The organism is Microbacterium jejuense, assembly GCF_039544225.1.
GTDB classification, from domain to species: Bacteria; Actinomycetota; Actinomycetes; order Actinomycetales; family Microbacteriaceae; genus Microbacterium; species Microbacterium jejuense.
On record NZ_BAABLG010000002.1, the window covers coordinates 137588 to 159953 of the forward strand.

Consider the following 22366-nt stretch of genomic DNA (forward strand, 5'->3'; position numbering starts at 1 on the left):
AATGGTCACGCACGCGAAATGCGCTGCCATGCGTTGCAACGAAGGAGTTCACCCATGAGTCCCGCGACTCTGCTCGAGTCGGCCGAGCTCGTCACCATCACAGGCGACGACCAGGCTTTCGTCCTCAGTACGGACATCCAGCTCGAATCATCATCGCCGATCGTGCGCGCCACGCTCCGGGGAACTGCCCACGGCGTCTTCGAAGCGCGCATCGACGGTGTGGCCGTGAGCTCGGGCGTGCTCGCGCCGGGATGGAGCGCCTACGAGTGGCGGCTTCCGGTGGAGACCTATGACGTGACCGCGCTCGTACGGGACGGCGCCAAGCTCGAGGTGCTCGTCGGCAACGGCTGGTGGCGCGGCAAGCTCGGTTTCAGCGGGCTCGCACTCGACTACGGATCGAAGATCGGGTTCATCGGAGAGCTCGAGATCCGCTTCGAGGACGGTCATGCTCAGCGGATCGTCAGCGGGACCGAGTGGAGGGCGGAAACCGCGGTCGTCACCGCGAACTCGCTGTACGACGGGGTGCGCATCGACCGCACCGCGCAGGCGCGGTCGCTTGAAACCGTCACCGCAGAGTTCGATCGCACGACGATCATCCCGCAGGGCAAACCGGCGATCGAGCGGCACGAGGTTCTTGCGCCGCAGCGCATCTGGACCTCGCCCTCCGGGGGCACGCTCGTCGACTTCGGTCAGAACCTGGTCGGCTGGACGCGGCTGCGCGCATCCGGTGCCCCAGGAACGGAAGTCGTGCTGCGCCATGCCGAGGTGCTCGAGGATGAGGAACTTGCGACGCGACCTCTGCGCGGCGCCCTCGCCACTGACACCTACGTGCTCTCGGGCGCCGACGACGTCTTCGAGCCCACCCTTACGTTTCATGGGTTCCGCTTCGTCGAGGTCCGGGGCTACCCGGGCGAGCTCGACGAGTCCGCCATCGAAGCGGTCGTCGTGCACTCCCGCATGGACCGGACCGGTGCGTTCGAGTGCTCCGACGAGCGCGTCAACCGTCTCGTCGAGAACGCGGTGTGGGGACAGAAGGGCAACTTCCTCGATGTGCCCACCGACTGCCCGCAGCGCGACGAGCGGCTGGGCTGGACAGGAGACATCGCCGTGTTCGCATCGACCGCGTGCTATCAGTTCGACGCGTCCGACCTGCTCCACGGCTGGCTGCAGGATCTCGCGGCCGAGACCGCGCACTCCGGCTATGTGCCGTTCGTCGTACCCAACGTGCTCAAGCTGATTCCTCGCGACAGTCTCGGCGTCAGCGCCGCGATGCTCGGCCCGACGGCAGTATGGGGGGATGCGGCGGCCTGGGTCCCCGAGGCCCTGTGGTGGGCGTACGGCGACCGAGAGCGACTCGCCGAGCACTATCGCGGGATCGTTCTGCACTTGGAGTCCATTCTGCCTCGGCTCTCCGCCAGCGGTCTCTGGGACACCGGCTTCCAGTTCGGCGACTGGCTCGATCCCACGGCCCCGCCAGAGGAGCCGATGGCCGCCAAAGCCGATCGCGCGGTGATCGCTGCGGCCTGCCTCTACCGCACTGCACGGTTCGCAGCATCCACTGCCCACCTGCTCGGCCACGGTGCCGATAGCGAACGCTGGACCGCGCTGGCCGATCGCACCCGCGCCGCGTTCCGCGAGCACTACGTCGAGTTCGCAGGCCGTATCCGATCGGACGCTCAGGCCGTCTACGCCCTGGCGATCCACTTCGGGCTGCTCGACGAAGTCGAGCGTACGCAGGCGGGGGAGCGACTGGCCGAACTCGTGGCCGAAGGCGACTACCGGGTCGCGACGGGCTTCGCTGGCACCCCGTATGTGGTGTGGGCGCTCACCGAGACCGGCCACGTCGATGACGCGTATCGGCTGCTGCTCCAGGATCAGCTGCCGTCGTGGCTATATGCCGTGGAGATGGGCGCCACGACGATCTGGGAGCGGTGGGACTCGCTCCTTCCCGACGGCACGGTGAATCCGGGGGAGATGACGAGCTTCAATCACTATGCTCTCGGCGCCGTCGTGGACTGGCTCTACAAGCGGGTCGCGGGCATCCAACCCGCCGAGCCGGGCTACTCCCGTCTTCGTCTCGAGCCGACACCCGGCCCGGGCCTGGACTGGGCGCGCGGGACTCTGCAGACGCGACACGGCCTCGTCGAGTGCGGCTGGCGGCGGGAGCCATCCGGCGAGATCGTCGTCGACTGCCTCGTGCCCGAAGCGGTCGAAGCGGACCTCATCCTCCCTGACGGCAGCGCGCGTGTTCTGGCCGCTGGCGCCCACACCATCTCGATCCGAGAGGCCCACTGATGACCGAGGATGCCGCGGCCACCGTCGAGGCGCTCACCCTCGACCAGAAACTGCTCCTGCTGTCGGGCCGTGACACCTGGACTACCCATCCGATCGACGAACAGGGAATGCGCTCCGTTCGGATGTCCGATGGCCCGAACGGCCTGCGCGCGCAGGTGGATGGCGGCGACGCGCTCGGGTTCCAGCCGAGTGAGCCGGCCACGTGCTTCCCGCCCGCCGTCGCTGTGGGCTCGTCCTGGGATCCCGCCCTCGCCGCCAAGGTGGGAGAGGCGCTCGGACGCGAGGCGCAGTCGTTCGGGATCGACATCGTCCTCGGGCCGGGCGTCAACATCAAGCGCTCCCCGCTGTGCGGCCGCAACTTCGAGTACTACTCAGAGGACCCACTGCTGGCCGGGGCGCTCGGCGCCGGCTACGTGCGGGGGATGCAGGGCACCGGCACGGGATCGTCGGTGAAGCATTTCGCTGCGAACAACCAGGAGACCGACCGGATGCGGGTGAGCGCCGAGGTCGACGAGCGGACGCTTCGCGAGATCTACTTCCCGGCATTCGAACGGGTGGTGAAAGAGACGCAGCCGGCGACCGTGATGTGCGCGTACAACAGGATCAACGGCACCTATGCCTCCGAGAACTCGTGGCTGCTCACCGATGTTCTGCGCGGCGAGTGGGGTTTCGAGGGTGTCGTCGTCTCGGATTGGGGAGCGGTCCACCGGCCCGCCATTGCCGTCGCGGCCGGTCTCGACCTCGAGATGCCCGGGACACGAGGACGAAGCGTACGCGAACTCGAAGCGGCGCTTTCCGCCGGAGAGCTCGGTGCAGACATCGTCGATCGCAGCGTGCAGCGCGTGATCGGGCTCGGGCGCTGGGGCGGTCGAGAAGAACGGGCAGCAGACTTCGACGCGCACCACGCCCTCGCACGGCAGGTTGCCGGCGAGAGTGTGGTGCTGCTGAAGAACGACGGCGTGCTCCCGCTCAGCCCGGAGTCCCGGATCGCCGTGATCGGCGAGTTCGCCCGCTCGCCTCGGTTCCAGGGCGGCGGCAGCTCGCACGTCAACGCGACGAGGACCGACCCCTTCCTTGACGCCGTCCCCGAGATCGCGCGGGCCGTCGAGTTCGCTCCCGGCTTCGCCCTCGACGGGTCGGGCAGCGAAGCATTGTTCGAGGACGCTGTCCGACTCGCGGCGACGTCCGAGGTCTCGGTCGTGTTCGCCGGCCTCGCCGAAGCTGACGAGTCGGAAGGATACGACCGGACCACCATCGAGTTGCCCGCGGAGCAGGTCCAGCTGATCCGTGCGGTGGCGGCCGCCGCGCCGCGCACCGTGGTCGTGCTGTCGCACGGCGGAGTGGTCGGGCTCGAAGGGTGGCACGACGACGTCGACGCGATCCTCGACGGCTTCCTGCTCGGGCAGGCTGGTGGTGCTGCGCTCGCGGACGTTCTCTTCGGAATCGTGAACCCGTCAGGTCGCCTGGCGGAGACCATTCCGTTCCGCATCGAGGACACCCCCGCCTTCGGGAACTTTCCCGGCGAGCAGGGGCATGTGGTCTACGGAGAGCGGACACTCGTGGGCTACCGCTGGTACGCCACGCGGGGGATCCCCGTGAGGTATCCCTTCGGGCACGGGCTGAGCTACACGACGTTCCGGACATCCGGCTTCTCGATCGAGGTCACCGGTGGCGACACGGCCGTGGTACGGGTGAGCGTCGAGAACACCGGCGACTGCGACGGCGCGCACGTCGTGCAGGTGTATGTCGATGCATCGGGACTCGGGGTCGTGCAGCGCAGCACGCGCGAACTCCGGGCCTTCACCAAGGTGCGCGTGCCGGCGAAGGCCTCGGTGGAGGTCGAGCTCGAGCTCGACCGTCGAGCGTTCGCCTACTGGGACGTGCAGATCGGCGATTGGGTCGTCACCCCCGGCGACTATCGCGTCATCGTCGGAGACAATGCCGTGGAGGTCGCCGCCGAGGGCACGATCGCGTTGCGCGGCGACGAGGTCATCCGCGAGCTCACCCTCGGATCCACCGCCCAGGAGTGGTTCGACCATGCGATCGTCGGTCCCATCCTGCTCGACACACTCCAGTCGGATCTGCTGCGCGCGATGGCGCAGCCCGACGCGCTGCGCCTGCTGGGAACGCTTCCCATGCAGAAGATCGTGAACCTGCTCGGTGAATCCGTCTCGGCGACAGACGTCGAAGCACTGATGACCGCCTCTCGGAAGGGACATTCGGAATGACGGACATCTATTGGGAGCGCGTCGCAGCGGTCGCCGCAAAGCTGCAGGCCGAGGCCGCGAACGGTCTCGACCAGAGCGGAGATCGCGAGCTCATCGCTCGCCTCACGTTGCCGCGCGCCGGCGAGGCCGACTACCTTCGGCCGCCCGCCGACGTGACGGATGCTGTCGTGCCGTCGCCCGACCGCCCGGTTCCCGTCCGCATCTACCGCCCCCATGAGCAGAGAGAGGGGCGTCCGCTCCTGATCTGGTGCCACGGGGGAGCGTTCCTGGGCGGCGACCTCGACATGCCCGAAGCGGACTCGGTCGCCCGCGAGATCGTGCAGCGTGCCGACGCTGTGGTGATCTCGGTCGACTACCGATTGTGCCTCGGTGGCGTCCATTTTCCTGCGCCGAATGACGACCTTCACGCGGTGTACCTGTGGACGACCCGGCACGCGGAGCGGCTGGGTGCCGACCCGTCCCGCATCAGCATCGGGGGCGCGAGCGCGGGCGCGTGCCTGACGGCCGGGGTCGCGTTGCGGATTCGCGACGACGGCGGAGCGCAGCCGGCATCCGTCGTCCTTGCATACCCCGTCGTGCACGCGGTGCTTCCCGAGGCATCCGCAGAACTGGCCGCCAAGCTCGCGAGTCTGAACGCCGGAATGGCGTTCGTGCCCGAGGTGATCGAACCGGTGATGGAGAACTTCCTCGGCGGTCCGGCGTCCGCGGCATCCCCCCACGCGATCGCCGGTGTCGCCGACGACCTCACCGGTCTGCCGCCGACCCTCATCATCAACTGCGAGTACGACGGCCTCCGCGCGTCGGGGGAGCGATTCGGCGCGCAGCTGCAGGCGGCCGACGTCGACGTCGACGTGCTGCTCGCACCCGACGTCGCGCACGGTCACCTCAACCGTCCCGGACTGCCCCAGGCTCAGAGCAGCCTGGAGGCGATCAGCGAGTGGGTGGCGCGACACCGCACGGAAGCACCTGTCGGTCACTGATGAAGCTCACTCGACTGCGTACGCTCGGCCGCGTCGAGCCCATGGGGATCGACGGGAATCCCGAGTTCTCATGGATGCTGCACACGAGCGCGCGCGATGTGACTCAACAGTCCTATCGGGTCGTCGTTTCGGCTGCGGGGGAGCCGGTGTGGGATTCCGGTCTCGTCGAATCGGATGTCCAGTCCTTCGTCCGGTACGACGGCCCGCCGCTGCGCAGTCGGACCTCGTATGCGTGGGCCGTCACGGTAGTCGACAACCACGGCTCCGCGGCCACGGCGACTGCCGGATTCGAGACAGCGATCTTCGCTGAGGACTGGACGGCGCTGTGGGTGGAGAGCACGATCGAGAGACCCGTCGGCGACGGCTGGGGTCATGGCACGCAGCCGCCGGCGGTGGAGTTCCTCCGTGATTTCGAGTTGCGCAGCCCCGTTAGGCGCGCACGCATGTATGCCACCGCGCTGGGTGCTTACCGGCTCTCGGTCAACGGTGAACGACCCGACGACCGCGAGCTCGCCCCGGAGTTCTCGGTGTACCGCAGCCGCCTCTATGTGCAGACGTACGACGTCGCCTCCCAGCTGCGGGCCGGCCGGAACGTCGTCTCAATGTATGTCGGCGACGGCTGGTACTTCTGCCCGGTCACGCGGCCGCTGTCGCACCCGCTGCGCGATCTGCCCGCGGTCCTCTTCCAGCTGGAGGTCGAGTACACCGACGGCACCGTAGACGTGATCGGTTCCGATGGGTCGGTCATGTGCCGCACGGGTCCCGTGCGGTCGTCGGACCTGTACTGGGGTGAGCGTTACGACGCGACGGCAGTGGTGTCGGATTCCCGTGCGATATCGGTGATCGACCTCGGATACGGCAACCTCGTCGCACAGCCGATCGAGCCGATCCGTGCTGTCGACACGATTCCCGCCGTCGAAGTTCGTATCTCTCCGTCGGGTGACGCGATCGTCGACTTCGGGCAGATCGTCGACGGCCGAGTCCGCGTGCGGATCGACGCCCCGGCCGGAGCTGAGGTCGCGCTCGAGCACTTCGAGACGACCACCCCGGACGGCGAATACTTCAACGGCACCCTGGCCGGGCAGAAGGACGTGTACGTCTCCGACGGGTCGCTCGCCGTCTACGAACCGATCTTCACCTTCCACGGCTTCCGGTACGTCCGCGTGACCGGTCTCGACAGGGTAGTCGCCGGCGACTTCGAAGCCGTCGTCCTGTCCACCCCGAAGGAATCCACCGGGACATTCGAAAGTTCCGATCCGCGACTCAACCGGCTGCACGAGAACGTCGTCTGGTCGCAGCGCAACAACACCATGTCCATCCCGACCGACTGCCCGACGCGAGAGAAGGCAGGGTTTACGGGCGACATCCAGCTGTACACCCCGACCGCGTTCGGTATCGAAGATGTCACCTCTTTCCTCGAGGCATGGCTGCGCAACCTCGAGGCCGATCAGCTGCCCGACGGTGTGGTGCCGATGACCGTTCCCTTCACAATGCTGTACGAGTCGCTCTCGCTGCGCACCAGCGAGCAGTTCGGCACCAGCGGTGTCACCGGGATCGCGGGATGGAGCGACGCCGCGGTGATCGTCCCCTGGGAGGTCTACCAAGCGACAGGAGGCGCCGTCATCCTCGAACGCTCGTACGCGTCCATGAAGGCGTGGTGCGACAGCGTCATCGAGACCGCCCGATCGACCCGGGGTCCGGCAGAGATTCCCGATGAGCTGGACCGCCACCTGTGGAACACGGGGTTCCATTTCGGCGAGTGGCTGATCCCGAGCCAGCATCAGCAGGGCGGCGACTGGGAGAACACGAAGTCATCGGCCTTCTACGTCGCCCCCTTCTTCGGCTACCGATCGCTCGATCTGTTCGCGCGTGCGGCAGACGTTCTCGGCAGGGTCGACGACGCCGCGGCCTACCGTGCCGAGGCCGAAGCGACGAAGGCCGCGATCCAGATGGTGTTCATGGCCTCAGACGAGCTGCCGACGTCGCTGATGGGTGCGTATGTCCTCGCCTTCGCGTTCGGCCTGGTGCCCGAGGAACGTCGCGGGACGTACGCCGCGCGACTCGTCGATCTGCTCGCTGCGAACAACGGTCTGCTCGACACAGGCTTCGTCGCGACGCCGTTCCTGCTCGACGTCCTTGTCGACATCGGACGTGCGGACCTCGCGATCGGGCTCCTCTGGGAGGACCGGAAGCCGTCCTGGCTCTACCAGGTGGACCAGGGGGCGACGGCCATCTGGGAGAACTGGGATGCGATCGACCTCGACGGCACGCCGACCACCTCGAGCCTCGACCACTACGCCTTCGGGGCGGTGGACGACTGGATCACGCGCGAGATCGCCGGCATCCGAGCCGCGGCGCCCGGCTACAAGGACATCGTCATCGCGCCGCGCACCGAGGTGCCGCTCACGTTCTGCGCGCGCACCCTGCTGACCCCGTCCGGCGAGATCACGGTGCGATGGACAGCCGATTCGCTCGATGTCACCATCCCTCCGAACACCACCGCTCGCGTGCACTGGCGTGGCCTCGTGCACTCCGTGGGCAGTGGCACGTACCACTTCTGAAAGAACCGACATGACCTCACCTCTCCCCGAACCGGCAGCTTCCGACCTCGAAGCGGCCTTCATCGAAGCCGCCGACGGGAATGACGACCCGCCGCCCCTGGTGCGCGGCTCGATCAATCGCCTCATCGCCTGGGTGTTCCCCGCAGGTCTTGTGATCGCCATGATCAGCGCGATCCCCGGCGTGCTGGTGCCGTTCCAGCTCGCGCTGATGGACCCCGAGAACAAGGAGTTCAATCTCGCGCTCGTCTTGTCCGTCAGTGGAGCGGGCTCCCTCATCGCCGGGCCGATCGCGGGTCAGATCTCCGACCGCACGCGCAGCCGGTTCGGGCGCCGCGCCCCGTGGATCGTCGTCGGCTCTCTTGTCGTTGCGCTCGCGCTCGTGGGCATGGCGTTCGCGGGAAGTGTCTGGGGCATCACGATCGCCTGGTTCTTCGTGCAGGTCGCCATGGCCTTCGTGCAGGGCCCGTTCTCCGCGATTCTTCCAGACCGAGTGCCGTTGCACCGCCGAGGGGTGTTCGCCGCGGCATCCGGGATCGCGCTAATGACGGGCGCGGTCATCGGCTCGATCGTCGCGGCCGCTCTGACCGACGACTATGTCGTCGGGTACATGGTCTTCGCAGCGCTGGCCATCGTCGTCCTGCTGCTGTTCGTGACGTTCAACCCCGACCACTCCAGTCGCGACATCCACATCGACAAGCTCGGATGGATGGACTTCGTCCGCACCTTCTGGGTCAACCCGATCAAGCACCCTGACTTCTTCTGGGCGTTCACCGCTCGGCTCGTGCTCTTCACGGGCTACAACATGGTCATCGGGTACCAGTTCTATGTGCTTTCGGACTACATCGGCGTAGAGCGACCGCAGGACTTCATCCCGCTCTTCGGTGTCATCGGCCTGATCGGGATCATCCTCGGCACGGTCGTCTCCGGGCCGCTCTCCGACCGCTTCGGGCGGCGCAAGCCGTTCGTCTTCGGTGCCTCGATCGCCATGGCTGTCGCCCTCTTCGTGCCCTGGATCTGGCCCACCATCGTGGGGTGGGGCATCATGTTCGCGATCCTCGCCCTCGGCTTCGGCATGTACGTCGCGGTCGACACGGCGCTCATGAGCCAGGTGCTTCCGTCGGCGAAGTCGTTCGGCAAGGATCTCGGTGTGATCAACATCGCCGCATCCCTTCCGGCGACCATCGGGCCGGTCGCGTCGGGCATCGTCATCGCGATCTTCGGGTACGTCGGGCTGTTCCCCGTGGCCATCGTGCTTTCGCTGCTGGGCGCCTTCGCGATCTGGCCGATCAAGTCCGTCCGCTGAACACCCGTCGACGAAGAGGGAGAACCATGTCGAGAGCAGTCATCGTCAGCGGCGCGCGTACGCCCATCGCGAAGGCATATCGCGGGGCCTACAACAACACGCAGCCGCAGGAACTTGCCGGCCACGTCATCGCATCGGTCGTCGAGCGCGCCGGCATCGACCCGGCCGAGGTCGACGACGTGATCCTCGGGGCCGCACTGCAGCAGGGCGCGACCGGTGGCAACATCGCACGGCAGGCCGCTTTGCGTGCCGGCCTACCGGTGACAGTGCCCGGGATGTCGGTGGACCGACAGTGCGCGTCCGGGCTGATGTCGATCGCCCTCGCGTCGGCGCAGGTCGCGAACGGCGATCTGCGCATCGCCGTGGCCGGGGGCGTCGAGTCTGTATCGCTCGTGCAGAACGACCACATGAACACCCACCGCGCCGCGGACCCGTGGCTGAAGGAGAATGTTCCCGGAATCTACTTCCCGATGCTGAACACGGCCGAGATCGTCGCCGAGCGCTACGGGATCACCCGTGATGCGCAGGATGCCTACGCGCTGACATCGCAGCAGCGCACCGCCGCTGCGCAAGACGCGGGTCTCTTCGACGACGAGATCGTCCCCCTCGCGACGATTCAGGGCGTTCTCGACCGCGAGAGCGGGGAGGTATCGTTCCGCGACACGTTGCTGACCCGCGACGAAGGCAACCGCCCATCGACGACGCGCGCGGATCTCGCCGCTTTGCGCCCGGTGCTCGCGGATGGCGTCGCAGCGACAGCGTCGTCGGTGACCGCAGGCAATGCCAGTCAGCTCTCTGATGGGGCCGCCGCGACCGTAGTGATGGCGGAGGATGAGGCATCCCGCCGTGGACTCACGCCCCTCGGCGTATTTCGAGGGATCGCCGTCGCAGGCGTCGCCCCCGACGAGATGGGCATCGGGCCTGTTCCCGCCGTCACAGAGCTGCTTCGTCGTGAGGGCTTGGGCGTCGACGACATCGACCTGTGGGAGCTCAACGAGGCGTTCGCCTCACAGGTCGTCCACTGCCGTGACGAGCTCGGGATCGACCCCGAGAAGCTCAACGTGAACGGCGGCGCGATCTCCATCGGCCACCCGTACGGGATGTCGGGCGCGCGAATGGTCGGCCATGTGCTGCGCGAGGGCAGGCGGCGGGGGTCAAGACTCGCGGTCGTGACGATGTGCATCGGTGGTGGCCAAGGCGCTGCCGCGCTGTTGGAGGTGTCGTGACGGGCGACTTCCGATATGCCCTGTCGGTGAGCCCGTTCGCAGAGGAGGTGCTCGCACAGGGGGTGACATTCACCGACGGAACCCGATCGGCGGTCACCGTCGAGGCACTGCAGGAACTCTTCGTGGAGCACGGTGGCACTGAGGTGTACGCGCGCATCGGCACGCTGGATGTCACGAACGAGCGATCGGGTACAGCCGAACACGGTCTCGCGCGGGGATTGGAGCGCGCCGCGCTCGCATGTGGGCTCGGCCTCCCGTTCAATCCCGAGATCGGGTTGTTCGCGGGGTACGGGGATGTGCTGACCTATCAGCAGCAGCCTGACTTCGCCGACCACCCCGATCTCATCCCACCGACAGGTGCGTGGCTCGAACTCTCGCTCGAAGAGATGGCCTCGCGTATCCAGGCGTACGCGGCGCGCACCGCCCAACGGATCCTGGACACCGGTGTCGTCGTCGGCACCTGGAATCTCGGCAACGAGGTCGACTCCGGAATCTGCGGCATCACACCCCCGAGTCCCCGAGACCCGGCGACACCGGGAAGCACCGATTCCATCGACCCCGAGATCGGCAGGATCAACCGGTTCGACCTCGTCCTCCGCACGTCCGAACCGGACCGGATCCGGTGGCTGAGTGCGCACATCTGGCCACTCGTCGGTCGGCTCCTCGCCGCCGCCGCCGCGGGTGTCCGCGAAGTGGATCCCCGCGCGCGATTCAGCACTCACATCGCTGCCGCGAACCCGGAGTCAACAGCAGCGTGGACCGAGTTCTGGGATGTCGTCGCGGACGCCGGCTATCTTCCCGATGTCTTCGGCACATCGATGTATCCCTCCGGCCCGGTCGAGCATCATCCGGATGACCTGCACATCCTCGTGGGGGAGGCCGCGCAGCTCCTTCGAGAACGCTGGGGGCGCCCCACGTTCATCGCCGAGTACGCATATCCCATCGCCGACGTCATCGGCCCGTTCCCGTTCGGCCGGGAGGTGCGAGGCTATCCACGCGCCGAAAGTGGGCAGGCGGCCTATTTGAGCGATCTCGCAGCGCGCGGTCGATCCGAGGGATGGCTCGAGGGGATCCGACCCTGGGCTCCCGACCTTGTGACAGGTCACTGGGGGCCGCTCTCGCTCTTTCACCTTGACGGCTCCGTGGCCCGAGCCAACCTCGCGCTCAGCGTCTTCGATGCCTGAAGAAGAGGCCCGCGCATTCGGGTTGCGCGGGCCTCTCTCCGGGGGGACTGGTCAGGCGATCGAGGTCACGGCTGCCTCGATGATGTCCTGCTGGTTCTGGAATGCGCCGAACGCATCCCGGTCGATGACGTTCGACAGGAAACAGAACGAGACGCCGGTCGTCGGATCGGCGAACGCGATCTGACCGCCTCCGCCGCCGTGACCGAAGGTCTGCGGCGACACCGCTGGCCCGAAGGGGTGCATGACGAGGTCGATCCCGTGCTGAGGGAGGGCGAAGCGCCGGTGCTCGGAGCCGGCGATGATGAGGCCGATCGTGCGGTTCGCAGGTGCCCCGAGCGCAAGGCCGTCAGGGAAGGTGTTGCGGATGTTCGATGTCGCGTCGGTGAGGATCTCGTCGCTCCACAGGCCGCCCGGGTTGTGGAGCAGCGCCTGGTAGAACGTGGCGACCGACGCGGCATCCGAGATCGCACCCCCGCCGGGCGCGCCGGCGCCGATCACGACCGGATCGTTGGCGAATCCGCGGATGTCGAACGGGTCCTCTGCGCCGGGGTCCTGCGGTGGCGACGGCTGGCCGGTGACGGCTTGGAAGACGTCGAATGGCGCCTGTCGGATGTAGTCGATCCGGCGCACGTCGCCGAGGCGGTCACGCGGAACGCCGAGCTCGAGCCGATCGATGCCGAGCGGTTCGAGGATCTCGGAACGGAGGGCCTCACCGTGCGGCATGCCGGTGATGCGGGTCACCACCTCGGCGAGCACCCAGCCGGCCGAGAAGGGGTGATAGGTGTACGCCGTCCCCGGCTCCAGCTCCAGCGGCCACTGCTCGATCTCGTGCGCACGGTCCTCGCGGCTGCCGATCGCCTCATGCGAGATCATCGGGCTCGGGATGCCGGCCGTGTGCAGCAGCAGATGCTGCAGTACGATCGCATCCTTGCCGTGCTGACCGAACTCCGGCCAGATGTCGACGATCGGCGTCTCGAGCGAGATCAGGCCTTGGTCGATCAGTCTCCACAGGAGCGACGCGAAGACGGGTTTCGTCGACGAGAAGATGCAGAATCGGCTGTCGACCGTCGCGCCGCCGAACGCACGAGTCTCGACGGCCTGGCCGTCGAAGCCGATCGCGTACTGCGCGTCCTTCAGCTCTCCACGGTCGATGAGGTCGGTGATGAGCGCATCCAATGCGCCGAATCGGGTCATGGGTGATCCTCTGCAGTCGGGGCGGTGCGGGGTCTCTCGACCCCGCACCGCGAAGGTCGTTCAGCCCGCGACGGGTGCCGCTGCCGTGACCGAGAACCGGTCGACGAGCGCGCGACGCAGGACCTTGCCGCTGGCGCCGAGGGGCAGCTCGTCGACGACGTGAATGACCCGTGGGTACTTGAACTCGGCCAGACGTTCGCGAGCGAACGCGATGATCTCTTCGGCGTTGACCTCCTCGCCGGGCTTGACGACCACGGCCGCGTTCACCTCTTCACCGCGTCGTTCGTCGGGGAGTCCGAAGACCGAGACCGAGACGAGCTGAGGGTGGGTGGCGATGACCTGCTCGACCTCGGTCGGGTAGACGTTGTAGCCGTTGCGGACGATGAGGTCCTTCTTGCGGTCGACGATCGTGATGACGCGGTCGGTCATGGTGCCCAGGTCGCCGGTGCGGAACCAGCCATCCACGACGGTTGCGTCGGTGGCCTCTTCGCGGCCGATGTATCCCTTGAAGACATTGTGACCGCGCACCACGATCTCGCCGATCTCTTCGGGGTCTGTCGTCAGCTCGATGCGGTCGTCGATGCCGGCTTTGGCGATCGCGACATCGACGCCCCAGAGGGGGGTGCCGGCGGTGCCGGGGCGGATGTCTTCGCCGACGACGTTGAACGTCACGATCGGGGTGGTCTCGGTGAGTCCGTAGCCCTCGTGCACCTGAGCGCCGAAGCGGGCCGCGAACTTGTCGAGGATCACGCGGGGAAGCGCAGCCCCACCTGAGACTGCGTAGCGGAACCGCGGCTGGAGATCGGATCGCGCGCCCGCCTGCAGTAGGTCGACGAACATCGTCGGGACGGCAGCGAAGATGGTCACCCCCTGGTCGACGACCAGCTGGAGTGCCGCATCCGCCTCGAAGCGAGGCATGAGGGCGATCGATGCACCGCGGCGGAACGCGGTGTTCATCACGGCGGTCTGGCCGAAGGTGTGGAACAGCGGCAGCCCGCCGAAGATCACGTCATCGCGGCGCATGTCGAGCGAGTCGATGAGCGAGGTATGCGCCTGCTCGACGATCGAGAAGTGCGAGCTGACGGCACCCTTGGGCGTGCCGGTGGTGCCGCTCGTGTAGAGGATGGTAGCGGCATCCAGGGGGTTGGTCTGCTCGATCCCCGCGATCGGCGTCGCCACGGCAGCCTCCTCCTCGAGGCGGGGCACTCCCGTCGCGGCGACCATCTCGTCGGGAACGAGCACCGACAGCGTCGGCACCTGAGCGGCCGCGGCGGCGGGGAGGGCCTCGGCCAGGAACGGCGCTGCGGCGACGAACAGATCAGCCTGGGCGTCACCGAGGACGAACGAGATCTCGTTCTTCTTGAACAGCGGATGCACGGGAACGACGATGGCGCCGAGCGCGAGGGCCCCGTAGTACACGCGCATGAAGTCGGGCACGTTCGGCGCCATCAGCGCGACGCGCGAGCCTTTGCCGATTCCACGCGCCTTCAGTGCGCCCGCGTACGCGCGCGCCTGATTCCACAGTGCGGCGTAGGGGATGGTGTGGCCGGCGAAATGGACGGCGGGCGACTCGGGGTAGCGCGCGGCGCTCTCGGCGAGGATCGTTGCGACGTTGAGGGTCGCGAATCCATCGCCCTGGATGGCGCGGTCGTTGAGTGCGGTCATGGTGTGTTCCTTTCGACGTTGAAAAGCAGTTCGGTATGGGGCTACGGAGCGGGGACGAAGAGATGGATTGTTTCGGCGACGAGCGCGGGACGCTCACTGCCGTCGAGCTCGACCGTCACTTTGAGGCGCGCGCGTACGCCGCGATCTGTTTGGACGGCTTCGAAAAGCTCGGTGGAGGCACGCACTCGAGACGCGCTCGGCACGGGGGAGAGGAAGCGCACGCCGTCAACGCCATAGTTGACCACCGCCGCGACGTTCTGCACCTCGACGAGGTCCTGGATGAGTCGGGGGATCAGTGACAGCGTGAGCAGTCCGTGCGCGATGGTAGTGCCGAACGGGCCGTCCGCTGCTCGCTCCACGTTGACGTGGATCCATTGATGGTCCTCCGTGACGTCGGCGAAAGCATCGATGCGTTCCTGCGAGACCTCGAGCCAGTCGCCGACCGCGGTCGTGCCGACGAGTGCCGGAAGATCCTGCGGCCGTTCGGCGCGAATCATGACTTTGGCCCGCCCGCGACGTAGAGCACCTGTCCCGAGACGAAGCCAGCTTCTTCACGGCAGAAGAACGACACCGCCGCCGCGATGTCGTCGGGCACCCCGGCGCGAGAGACGGGGATCTGCGACACCTGCGCCTCGATGAGCTGTTCGAAGCTCACACCGAGGCGCTCCGCCGTGGCTCGGGTCATGTCCGTCTGGATGAAGCCGGGCGCGATCGCGTTCGCGGTGATGCGGTAGCGCCCGAGCTCGATCGCCAGGGTCTTGGTGAAACCTTGGATGCCGGCCTTTGCTGCGGCGTAGTTCGCCTGCCCCCGGTTGCCCAGTGCGGAAGTGCTCGAGAGGTTGACGATCCGGCCCCACGAGGCATCCACCATGTACGACTGCACCGCCTTGGTCATCAGGAAGGCACCGCGCAGGTGCACGTTCATGACGGTGTCCCAGTCGGATTCGCTCATCTTGAACAGCAGGTTGTCTCGCAGGACGCCGGCATTGTTGACGAGGATGCCCGGTGCTCCGAGCTCGGATACCACGCGGCCGACGGCGGCCTCGACAGACACAGCGTCGGCGACGTCGGCCGCGATGGCGATGGCGCGACGGCCCGACTCGTTGATTGCGGAAGCGGTTGCTGCGGCGGCGGCCTCATCCAGGTCGATCACGGCGATGTCGTGGCCGTCTGCGGCGAGGCGGAGGGCGGTGGCGGCCCCGATGCCGCGCGCGGCGCCGGTGACGATGGCAGTAGTCATGGGTGCAGTGCTTTCGGTGCGTGGGTCAGGCGAAGGCGGGGATGCCGGTGATCTCGCGGCCGACGATGAGGTTGTTCATGTCGAATGTGCCCTCGTACGTGTAGATGGCCTCGGCGTCGGCGAAGCGTCGTGCGACGCCGTAGTCGAGCTGGATGCCGTTGCCGCCGAGGACCTCGCGGCACAGCGACACCACGCGGCGCATCCGCTCGCTCACCGTCGCCTTCGCCATCGCCGACTGCTCGTCGGTGAGCGTGCCGGCATCCTGCAGCTGCGCCGTCCGTGTACACAGCGCGATTGATGCCGTGATCTCGGTCAGGCAGGTGACGAGCTTGCTCTGCACGAGCTGGTTCGCCCCGATGGGCTTGCCGAACTGCTCGCGACGGCGCGCGTATTCGACCGCGGCTTCGTACGCGCCCACGCCGTTGCCGAGTGCCTGCCACGCGACATCGCACCGCGTCTGGCGCAGGATGAGCGCCACGTCGCGGAAGGACCGCACGCGGGCAAGGCGCGACGACTCTGGCACGCGCACGTCGGTGAGCGTGATGTCGGCGTTCTCGACCGCACGCAGTGACTGCTTGCGCTCGATTTTCGTGGCGGTGAACCCAGGGGTTCCACCCGGAACGATGAATCCCTTGACGTTTCCGTCTGCGACATCTCGCGCCCAGATGATCACGATGTCAGCGAAGGTCGCGTTGCCGATCCACCGCTTGGCGCCGTTGAGCACCCACGCGTCGCCGTCGCGGCGAGCCGTGGTACGGATTCCACGTGCGGTGTCGGAACCCGAGAGGGGCTCTGTCAGACCGAAGGCTCCCACGATCTCGCCGCGCGCCATCCTCGGGAGAAGGTCAGCGCGCTGTTCGTCGGATCCTCCGATCGCGACGGAGTTCATCGCCAGGCCGCTGTGGACTCCGGCCATGGTCGCCACCGACGAATCGGCGCGCGCAAGCTCGTAGCTCACCCAGCCGCGGAACAGCGCGGAGTTGTCGAAGTCGGCGACCTCAGGAAAGCCGGCACCGTACATGCCGAGGTCCGCCAGTGGGAGGAAGAGGTGGCGCGGGCACTCCGCACGCTCCCAGTAGTCGTCCGCGATGGGGGCTACCTCCGTCTCGAGGAAGTCGCGAAGCGCGGCTAGGCGTGCCCGCTCGTCGGCGGTGAGCAGATCGCGGTATCCGTAGAAGTCGACGGGGTCTGCTTCGACGGCCTGATCGACGAAGGCCGGATCCTGCGCCTCGAGGGTGGTTACTGCCGCGATCGTCATTGATACTCCATGTCTCGGTCGTCGGTGACGTGGCCACCATACATGAAAAGCGCCCAACTGTGTGGTTTTATTGGTACACCGCTCGCGAGGTCGCGCGGCGGTGCGAAAGGATGTGCTCTGTGATCTGGGTCGCTTATGTGTTCATGGCGCTCGCCCTGCTGCTTGCTGTCGGCACGATCGCGTGGCAGACACCGTGGGTCGGTCTGTTCGGCTCGCTCGGCGGGTATCTGCCGGGCTGGCTCCTCGCGTTCGCCGCGTCAGGTACCGTTTCGGCGATCGCTGCCTGGCTGATCGATCCGTCCGTCTCCGCGATCGTCGCGGCCGTGCTCTCTCTGCTGACGATTCCGGTTGGCGTCCGCGTGATCGCGGATCAGCGGCGTGCGCTCGCGGAGGTCGGGGTCAGGGTTCACGCAAAGGACTTCTTCGGTCCCTACCGCGGATCCAAAGCAGGGCCGGATGAAGTGGTCACGTACGGTCCGGTTGACGGACACTCACCGCGGATGGGCATCTACAAGCCCGCTCCCTCCAGCACACCGGCCCGCGTTGTCGTAAACGTGCACGGCGGCGGATGGGCTGACGGCGACGAGTCGAGCGATCGGGGACTCATGCGGCAGCTCGCCGATCGCGGGTACCTCGTCTTCACCCCGACCTACACGTACGCCAGTGAGGAGCTGGCTACCTGGGAGCTCGCGCCCCGTCAGATCGCCCGTGCTCTCGTGGAGGTCAAGGCACTCGCGCCGCAGTACGGTGGGTCGGCGGAGCAGGTCTACTTGGTGGGGGGCTCTGCCGGGGGACAGCTCGCACCGTTGGTCGCGAACCGTCTCGCCGCGGGCGACACGATCGGCCAAGATGCCGATGCGCTTCCGACCATCGCTGCGATGTCGCTGTTCATCCCCGCCGTCGACCCGGCGATCGCCGAGGCCAACCGGTATGTACCCGCAGGAGCTGTCGGCCGTCGACTCGTGCACGGCCTCGTCGGGGGGACGATGGAGGAACACCCTGAGCGGTATGCCGCGGTCGATGCGACCGCTCACCTGACCCCCGCCTCGCCGCCTGCCCTCCTCATCTACGGGCCCAACGACTGGCTCGTTCCGGCTCAAGGGCCCATCGCCTACGTGCTCCGTTGCCGACAGCTCGGCGTCGAGGTCAAGTCAGTGCCGATTCCCTGGACGGGGCACCTCATGGGGCTCAATGGCGCTGCGGGCCGCGCAGGGGAGCAGCTGACGGCGGAGTGGTTCGCCGCCCACTGAGCTCCGACCGGCAGGGGTCTCAGACTTCGATGTCGCCTCGGCTGGGGGCAGCGAGACCATGCGCGATGAGCACGGCGGCCATTGGGGCCGAGAAACCCTGTCACCCGGCCAGGCTGCACCGTGAAGCTCACATCATCCACGGCCGTCTTGTCTCCGTACCCCTTCGTGAGGCCCTCTGCAACGATCATGAGCTCAACGCTGCGAATGGAGGTGCGCCGGCACATCGGCCTTGGTGCCGATCTGCCGGCCACGCATGGCACCGAGGGATGATTGTCTGCGGTGCTGCGGATCCTCTGGTTCGCTACCGCGGGGCGGACGCACGACTCGACACCGCGCACAGCTGACTTGAAGGGCCGACCTCCTCGAATCCGGCTCTACACGTCTTGCAGATCGAGGACCGTGCCGGCCGGCGCGGGCACCGCAACCTACCTCTCTGGCAGGCGAGAGGGGGCCCGGTGTCGGTCTCGATGCGGGTGATGAGTGCGGGGGATGGGTACAAGTACCTCCTCCGCACCGTCGCCGCTGCTGACGGCGAACGACCCCTCTCCACCCCGCTGACCCACTACTACGCTGAGGCCGGGACCCCACCCGGCCGTTGGCTCGGGAGCGGGCTGCCGGAGCTCGCCGACGGAAGACTAGAGGCACGATCGCGAGTCTCTGAGGCGCAACTGGAGCTTCTGCTGGGGATGGGCCGGGACCCCGGAACGGGTGCTCCGCTCGGGCGGGCGTATCCCGAGTACGCGCCATGCGAAGCGACCGTGGGCCAACCGGCCACGAAACCGGGCGCTACACAACCAAGCGCTCAACGCCGCGCCGTCGCCGGCTACGACTTCACGTTCTCACTGCCGAAGTCGGCATCCGTCCTCTGGGCTGTCGCCGATGCCAACACGCAAGCCACGATCGTCAACGCGCACCACCGAGCGATCGACGACGTGCTTGCGTTCATGGAGCGCGAGCTCGCCGCCACCCGCGTGGGCGCAGCCGGCCGCGACGGCGCGGTCGCCCAGGTCGAGGTCGCGGGCCTCGCCGCCGCCGCCTTCGACCACTTCGACTCCCGCGCGGGCGATCCGCAGTTGCACACGCACGTCGTGGTGAGCAACAAGGTGCGCACGGTGCTCGACGGCAGGTGGCGCTCACTCGACGGGCGACCGTTGCACGCGGCGACGGTCGCACTATCGGAGCTGCACACCGCGGTGTTCGCGGACCACCTGTCGCGGGCGCTCGGCGTGCATTGGGAACAGCGAGAGCGTCAAGAGGACCGCAACCCGGTGTGGGCGATCGCCGCGGTTCCCGAGTCGCTCGTCACGGAATTCTCGTCGCGCTCACGTCACATCGACGTCGAGAAGGACCGACTCATCGACGAGTACATCGCCACGCACGGTCGCGCTCCCTCGAAAGTGACGACCATCCGCCTGCGGCAGCAGGCGACGCTTGCGACCCGCCCTGAGAAGCAGCTGCGCTCGCTCGCGGACCTCACGCACGAGTGGCGCGCTCGCGCGAGCCGACTGCTCCGGCGTGACGCCACCGCCTGGGCGCGTACCGCGCTGAATCTTCAGGATGCTCCGACGCCGTTGCGTGCGCAGGACATCTCGCCCGGCATCCTCCAACATGTATCGGCTCGCGTGCTCGACGCAGTAAGTGAGCGCCGCGCGACCTGGAACCGCTGGAACCTCTACGCCGAGGCCGCGCGGCAGACGATGCAATGGCGATTCGCGGCAACAATGGACCGCGAGGTGATCGTCGGGATGATCACGGATGCCGCGCAGCAGCGCTCCGTGCGGCTCACACCCCCCGACCTCGCCGTCTCGCCTTCGGAGTTTCGACGGGAGGACGGGACGAGCGTCTTCCGCCCGCGCAACGCCGAACGCTACTCATCGATCGCGCTGCTGGATGCGGAGGAGCGTCTGCTCGCCGCATCCCATGCGAGTGGAGCGCCGCTGGTCAGCACCGCAACCCTCGAGCACGCCGAGCGTGCGCGCCGTAATCACGGGATTGTCCTGGGCGAGGATCAGCGCACCGCGCTTCATGCGATCGCAACGTCATCGCGATCGCTCGATGTGCTGATCGGACCGGCGGGTGCGGGCAAGACGACCGCGATGCATGCACTACGCCTTGCGTGGGAGCACGAACACGGCCGTGGCTCGGTCATCGGGCTCGCACCATCCGCTGCGGCCGCGCGGGAACTCGCCGACGATCTCGGCATCGCCACCGAGAACACCGCCAAGTGGCTGCACGAGCATCGTCAGGGGCGCGCAACGGTCACTGCAGGTCAGCTTGTCATTGTCGACGAAGCATCCCTCGCCGGCACTCTCACGCTCGATCGCATTTGCACCCTCGCCACGCGTGCGGGTGCGAAGGTCCTTCTGGTGGGGGACTGGGCGCAGCTGCAATCGGTCGATGCGGGTGGTGCATTCCGGATGCTCGTCGACGCACGCTCGGATGCGCCCGAGCTCGCCGACGTGCACCGCTTCCGCCACGCATGGGAGAAGGAAGCATCCCTCGACCTCCGCAACGGACGGTTGCATGCCGTCGATACCTACGGTGAACACGACAGGATCGTCGGGGGCGACGCCGACGCGATGTCCGATGCCGCCTACAGTGCGTGGCTCCAGGACATCGGGGCCGGTATGTCGTCGGTGCTGGTCGCAGGCACAGGCGAAGCGGTGTCCGCGCTCAACCAACGGGCGCGCGCCGAGCTGATCCTGTCAGGCGTTGTGGATGCCGGTGCCGAAGCATCCCTGCGGGACGAGGCTGCAGCATCCGTCGGTGACGTCGTCCTCACCCGCAAGAACGACCGCCGCCTGCGTTCGGGACGTGACTGGGTGCGCAACGGCGGGCGGTGGAAGGTTGTCGCCTTGCGTCGCGATGGCTCGCTACGCGTGCGGAACGCTGATCACGTCGGTGCGAAGCCGATCACCCTGCCCGCCGCGTACGTGGCTGAGCACGTCGACCTCGGCTACGCGGTGACGGCCTACCGGGCGCAGGGGATCACGACTGACACCGCGCATACAGTCGTCGAGCCCGGAACGACGCGAGAGAATCTGTACGTCGCGATGACCCGGGGGAGAGCGTCGAACAAGGCCTATGTGGTGACGTCTCGCCCCGACGACAACCACTCCGCTCGGCATCCCGGTGAACGGCCGGACGCCACGGCCCGCGACATCCTCGCAGGCGTGCTCTGCCACGTCGGCGCCGAGTTGTCGGCCCACGAGAAGATCACCACCGAGCAGGAGAACTGGGGGTCGATCGCGCAGCTCGCCGCCGAGTACGACACGATCGCGTCGACCGCGCAGCGGCCACGTTGGACGAGGCTTGTGGAGGCCTGCGGGCTCGCAGCCGAGTTGGCTCAAGAGGTGATCTCGTCGGATGCCTTCGGCGCGCTGACTGCGGGGCTTCGACGCGCCGAGGCGCTCGGACACGACGTCGATACCCTTCTTCCGAGAATCGCTGCTGCGCGCGGATTCGAGGATGCTCAGGATGCCGCGGCCGTACTCCACGAGCGACTCGAGCGCGTCCTCGCTCAGCCTTCGAGTGGTCGGTCGCGGGGGAGCGGCGGGCGGATGATCGCCGGCCTCATCCCTGGGGCGGCGGGGGAGATGGATGCCGAGATGCGGCGTGCCCTCGACGAACGGGCACACCTCATCGAGCAGCGCGCGGCCGTGCTCGTCGAAGCCGCTGTGGCGTCGGCGGAGAAGTGGATCGCGTCGCTCGGGCGCGTTCCTGTCGATCCGGCGCGAGCGGCTGCTTGGCGGAATCAGGCGCGAGTCGTTGCTGCGTACCGTGACCGGTACGGCGTTTTCGAGGATGACGCTCTAGGGGCTCCTGCCGCGTCGCCGAATCAACGATTGGATGCTGCAGCGGCAGTCGCGGCGCGGGATCGGGCGGTCCGACTCGCAAGATCGGATGCTCCTACACAGGCTCAGCGGGCGCCTCGGCGCAACCGGACTGTCCCCAGCCTGTAGCGGGTGGTCCTGTTCGTGCC

Annotated in this window: 14 protein-coding genes and 1 pseudogene; 9 read left to right on the forward strand and 6 right to left on the reverse strand. The window is 67.5% G+C overall.

Features of this window, described 5'->3' with window-relative positions; all coding sequences use genetic code 11:
- Positions 1-54: 54 nt before the first annotated feature.
- The 7 genes from ABEA46_RS03015 to ABEA46_RS03045 all read left to right on the forward strand — a co-directional run bounded on the left by ABEA46_RS03015 (position 55) and on the right by ABEA46_RS03045 (position 11777).
- Positions 55-2295, forward strand: coding sequence for an alpha-L-rhamnosidase (locus ABEA46_RS03015; protein WP_345542873.1), 2241 nt, complete (start codon positions 55-57; stop codon positions 2293-2295).
- Positions 2295-4523: a glycoside hydrolase family 3 C-terminal domain-containing protein gene (locus ABEA46_RS03020; protein ID WP_345542874.1), complete on the forward strand. Its 2229-nt coding sequence runs from the start codon at positions 2295-2297 to the stop codon at positions 4521-4523. The genes ABEA46_RS03015 and ABEA46_RS03020 overlap by 1 nt, the downstream gene beginning before the upstream one ends.
- Positions 4520-5503, forward strand: a complete 984-nt coding sequence (locus tag ABEA46_RS03025) for an alpha/beta hydrolase (protein WP_345542875.1) — start codon at positions 4520-4522, stop codon at positions 5501-5503. The genes ABEA46_RS03020 and ABEA46_RS03025 overlap by 4 nt, the downstream gene beginning before the upstream one ends.
- Positions 5503-8064: a family 78 glycoside hydrolase catalytic domain gene (locus ABEA46_RS03030; RefSeq protein WP_345542876.1), complete on the forward strand. Its 2562-nt coding sequence runs from the start codon at positions 5503-5505 to the stop codon at positions 8062-8064. The genes ABEA46_RS03025 and ABEA46_RS03030 overlap by 1 nt, the downstream gene beginning before the upstream one ends.
- A gap of 10 nt (positions 8065-8074) precedes the next feature.
- Positions 8075-9367 carry an MFS transporter gene (locus tag ABEA46_RS03035; RefSeq protein ID WP_345542877.1) on the forward strand — a complete coding sequence of 431 codons (1293 nt, stop codon included), beginning with the start codon at positions 8075-8077 and terminating at the stop codon, positions 9365-9367.
- A 26-nt stretch (positions 9368-9393) separates the two neighbouring features.
- Positions 9394-10593: an acetyl-CoA C-acyltransferase gene (locus ABEA46_RS03040; protein WP_345542878.1), complete on the forward strand. Its 1200-nt coding sequence runs from the start codon at positions 9394-9396 to the stop codon at positions 10591-10593.
- Positions 10594-10736: 143 nt separating this feature from the next.
- Positions 10737-11777 carry a glycosyl hydrolase 53 family protein gene (locus ABEA46_RS03045; RefSeq protein WP_345542879.1) on the forward strand — a complete coding sequence of 347 codons (1041 nt, stop codon included), beginning with the start codon at positions 10737-10739 and terminating at the stop codon, positions 11775-11777.
- Positions 11778-11828: 51 nt separating this feature from the next.
- On the opposite strand, the gene ABEA46_RS03050 is transcribed toward ABEA46_RS03045, so the two are convergent.
- From ABEA46_RS03050 to ABEA46_RS03070, 5 genes are read right to left on the reverse strand one after another with little or no spacing between them, the layout of a single operon-like run.
- Complete coding sequence (locus tag ABEA46_RS03050; protein WP_345542880.1) at positions 11829-12971, reverse strand: serine hydrolase domain-containing protein; 1143 nt, start codon at positions 12969-12971, stop codon at positions 11829-11831.
- A 60-nt stretch (positions 12972-13031) separates the two neighbouring features.
- A complete protein-coding gene (locus tag ABEA46_RS03055) occupies positions 13032-14636 on the reverse strand; it encodes an AMP-binding protein (protein ID WP_345542881.1) in 1605 nt (534 codons plus the stop codon).
- A gap of 41 nt (positions 14637-14677) precedes the next feature.
- Positions 14678-15133, reverse strand: coding sequence for a MaoC family dehydratase (locus ABEA46_RS03060; protein ID WP_116193414.1), 456 nt, complete (start codon positions 15131-15133; stop codon positions 14678-14680).
- Positions 15130-15876, reverse strand: a complete 747-nt coding sequence (fabG, locus tag ABEA46_RS03065; protein ID WP_345542882.1) for a 3-oxoacyl-ACP reductase FabG — start codon at positions 15874-15876, stop codon at positions 15130-15132. Before fabG ends, ABEA46_RS03060 begins: the two co-directional genes overlap by 4 nt.
- Before the next feature lie 25 nt (positions 15877-15901).
- Positions 15902-17134: an acyl-CoA dehydrogenase family protein gene (locus ABEA46_RS03070; protein WP_345542883.1), complete on the reverse strand. Its 1233-nt coding sequence runs from the start codon at positions 17132-17134 to the stop codon at positions 15902-15904.
- 119 nt (positions 17135-17253) lie between these two features.
- Between ABEA46_RS03070 and ABEA46_RS03075 the strand changes: the two genes are divergently transcribed.
- Positions 17254-18384, forward strand: coding sequence for an alpha/beta hydrolase (locus ABEA46_RS03075; protein ID WP_345542884.1), 1131 nt, complete (start codon positions 17254-17256; stop codon positions 18382-18384).
- Positions 18385-18461: 77 nt separating this feature from the next.
- Here the strand turns inward: ABEA46_RS03075 and ABEA46_RS03080 are convergent.
- A pseudogene (locus ABEA46_RS03080) lies at positions 18462-18572 on the reverse strand (ABC transporter ATP-binding protein); the annotation flags it as partial.
- A gap of 279 nt (positions 18573-18851) precedes the next feature.
- Here ABEA46_RS03080 and mobF point away from each other — a divergent pair.
- Positions 18852-22346 (forward strand): MobF family relaxase, encoded by a 3495-nt coding sequence (gene mobF, locus ABEA46_RS03085; protein WP_486346775.1) that lies wholly within the window; start codon positions 18852-18854, stop codon positions 22344-22346.
- The last annotated feature ends 20 nt before the right edge of the window (positions 22347-22366 follow it).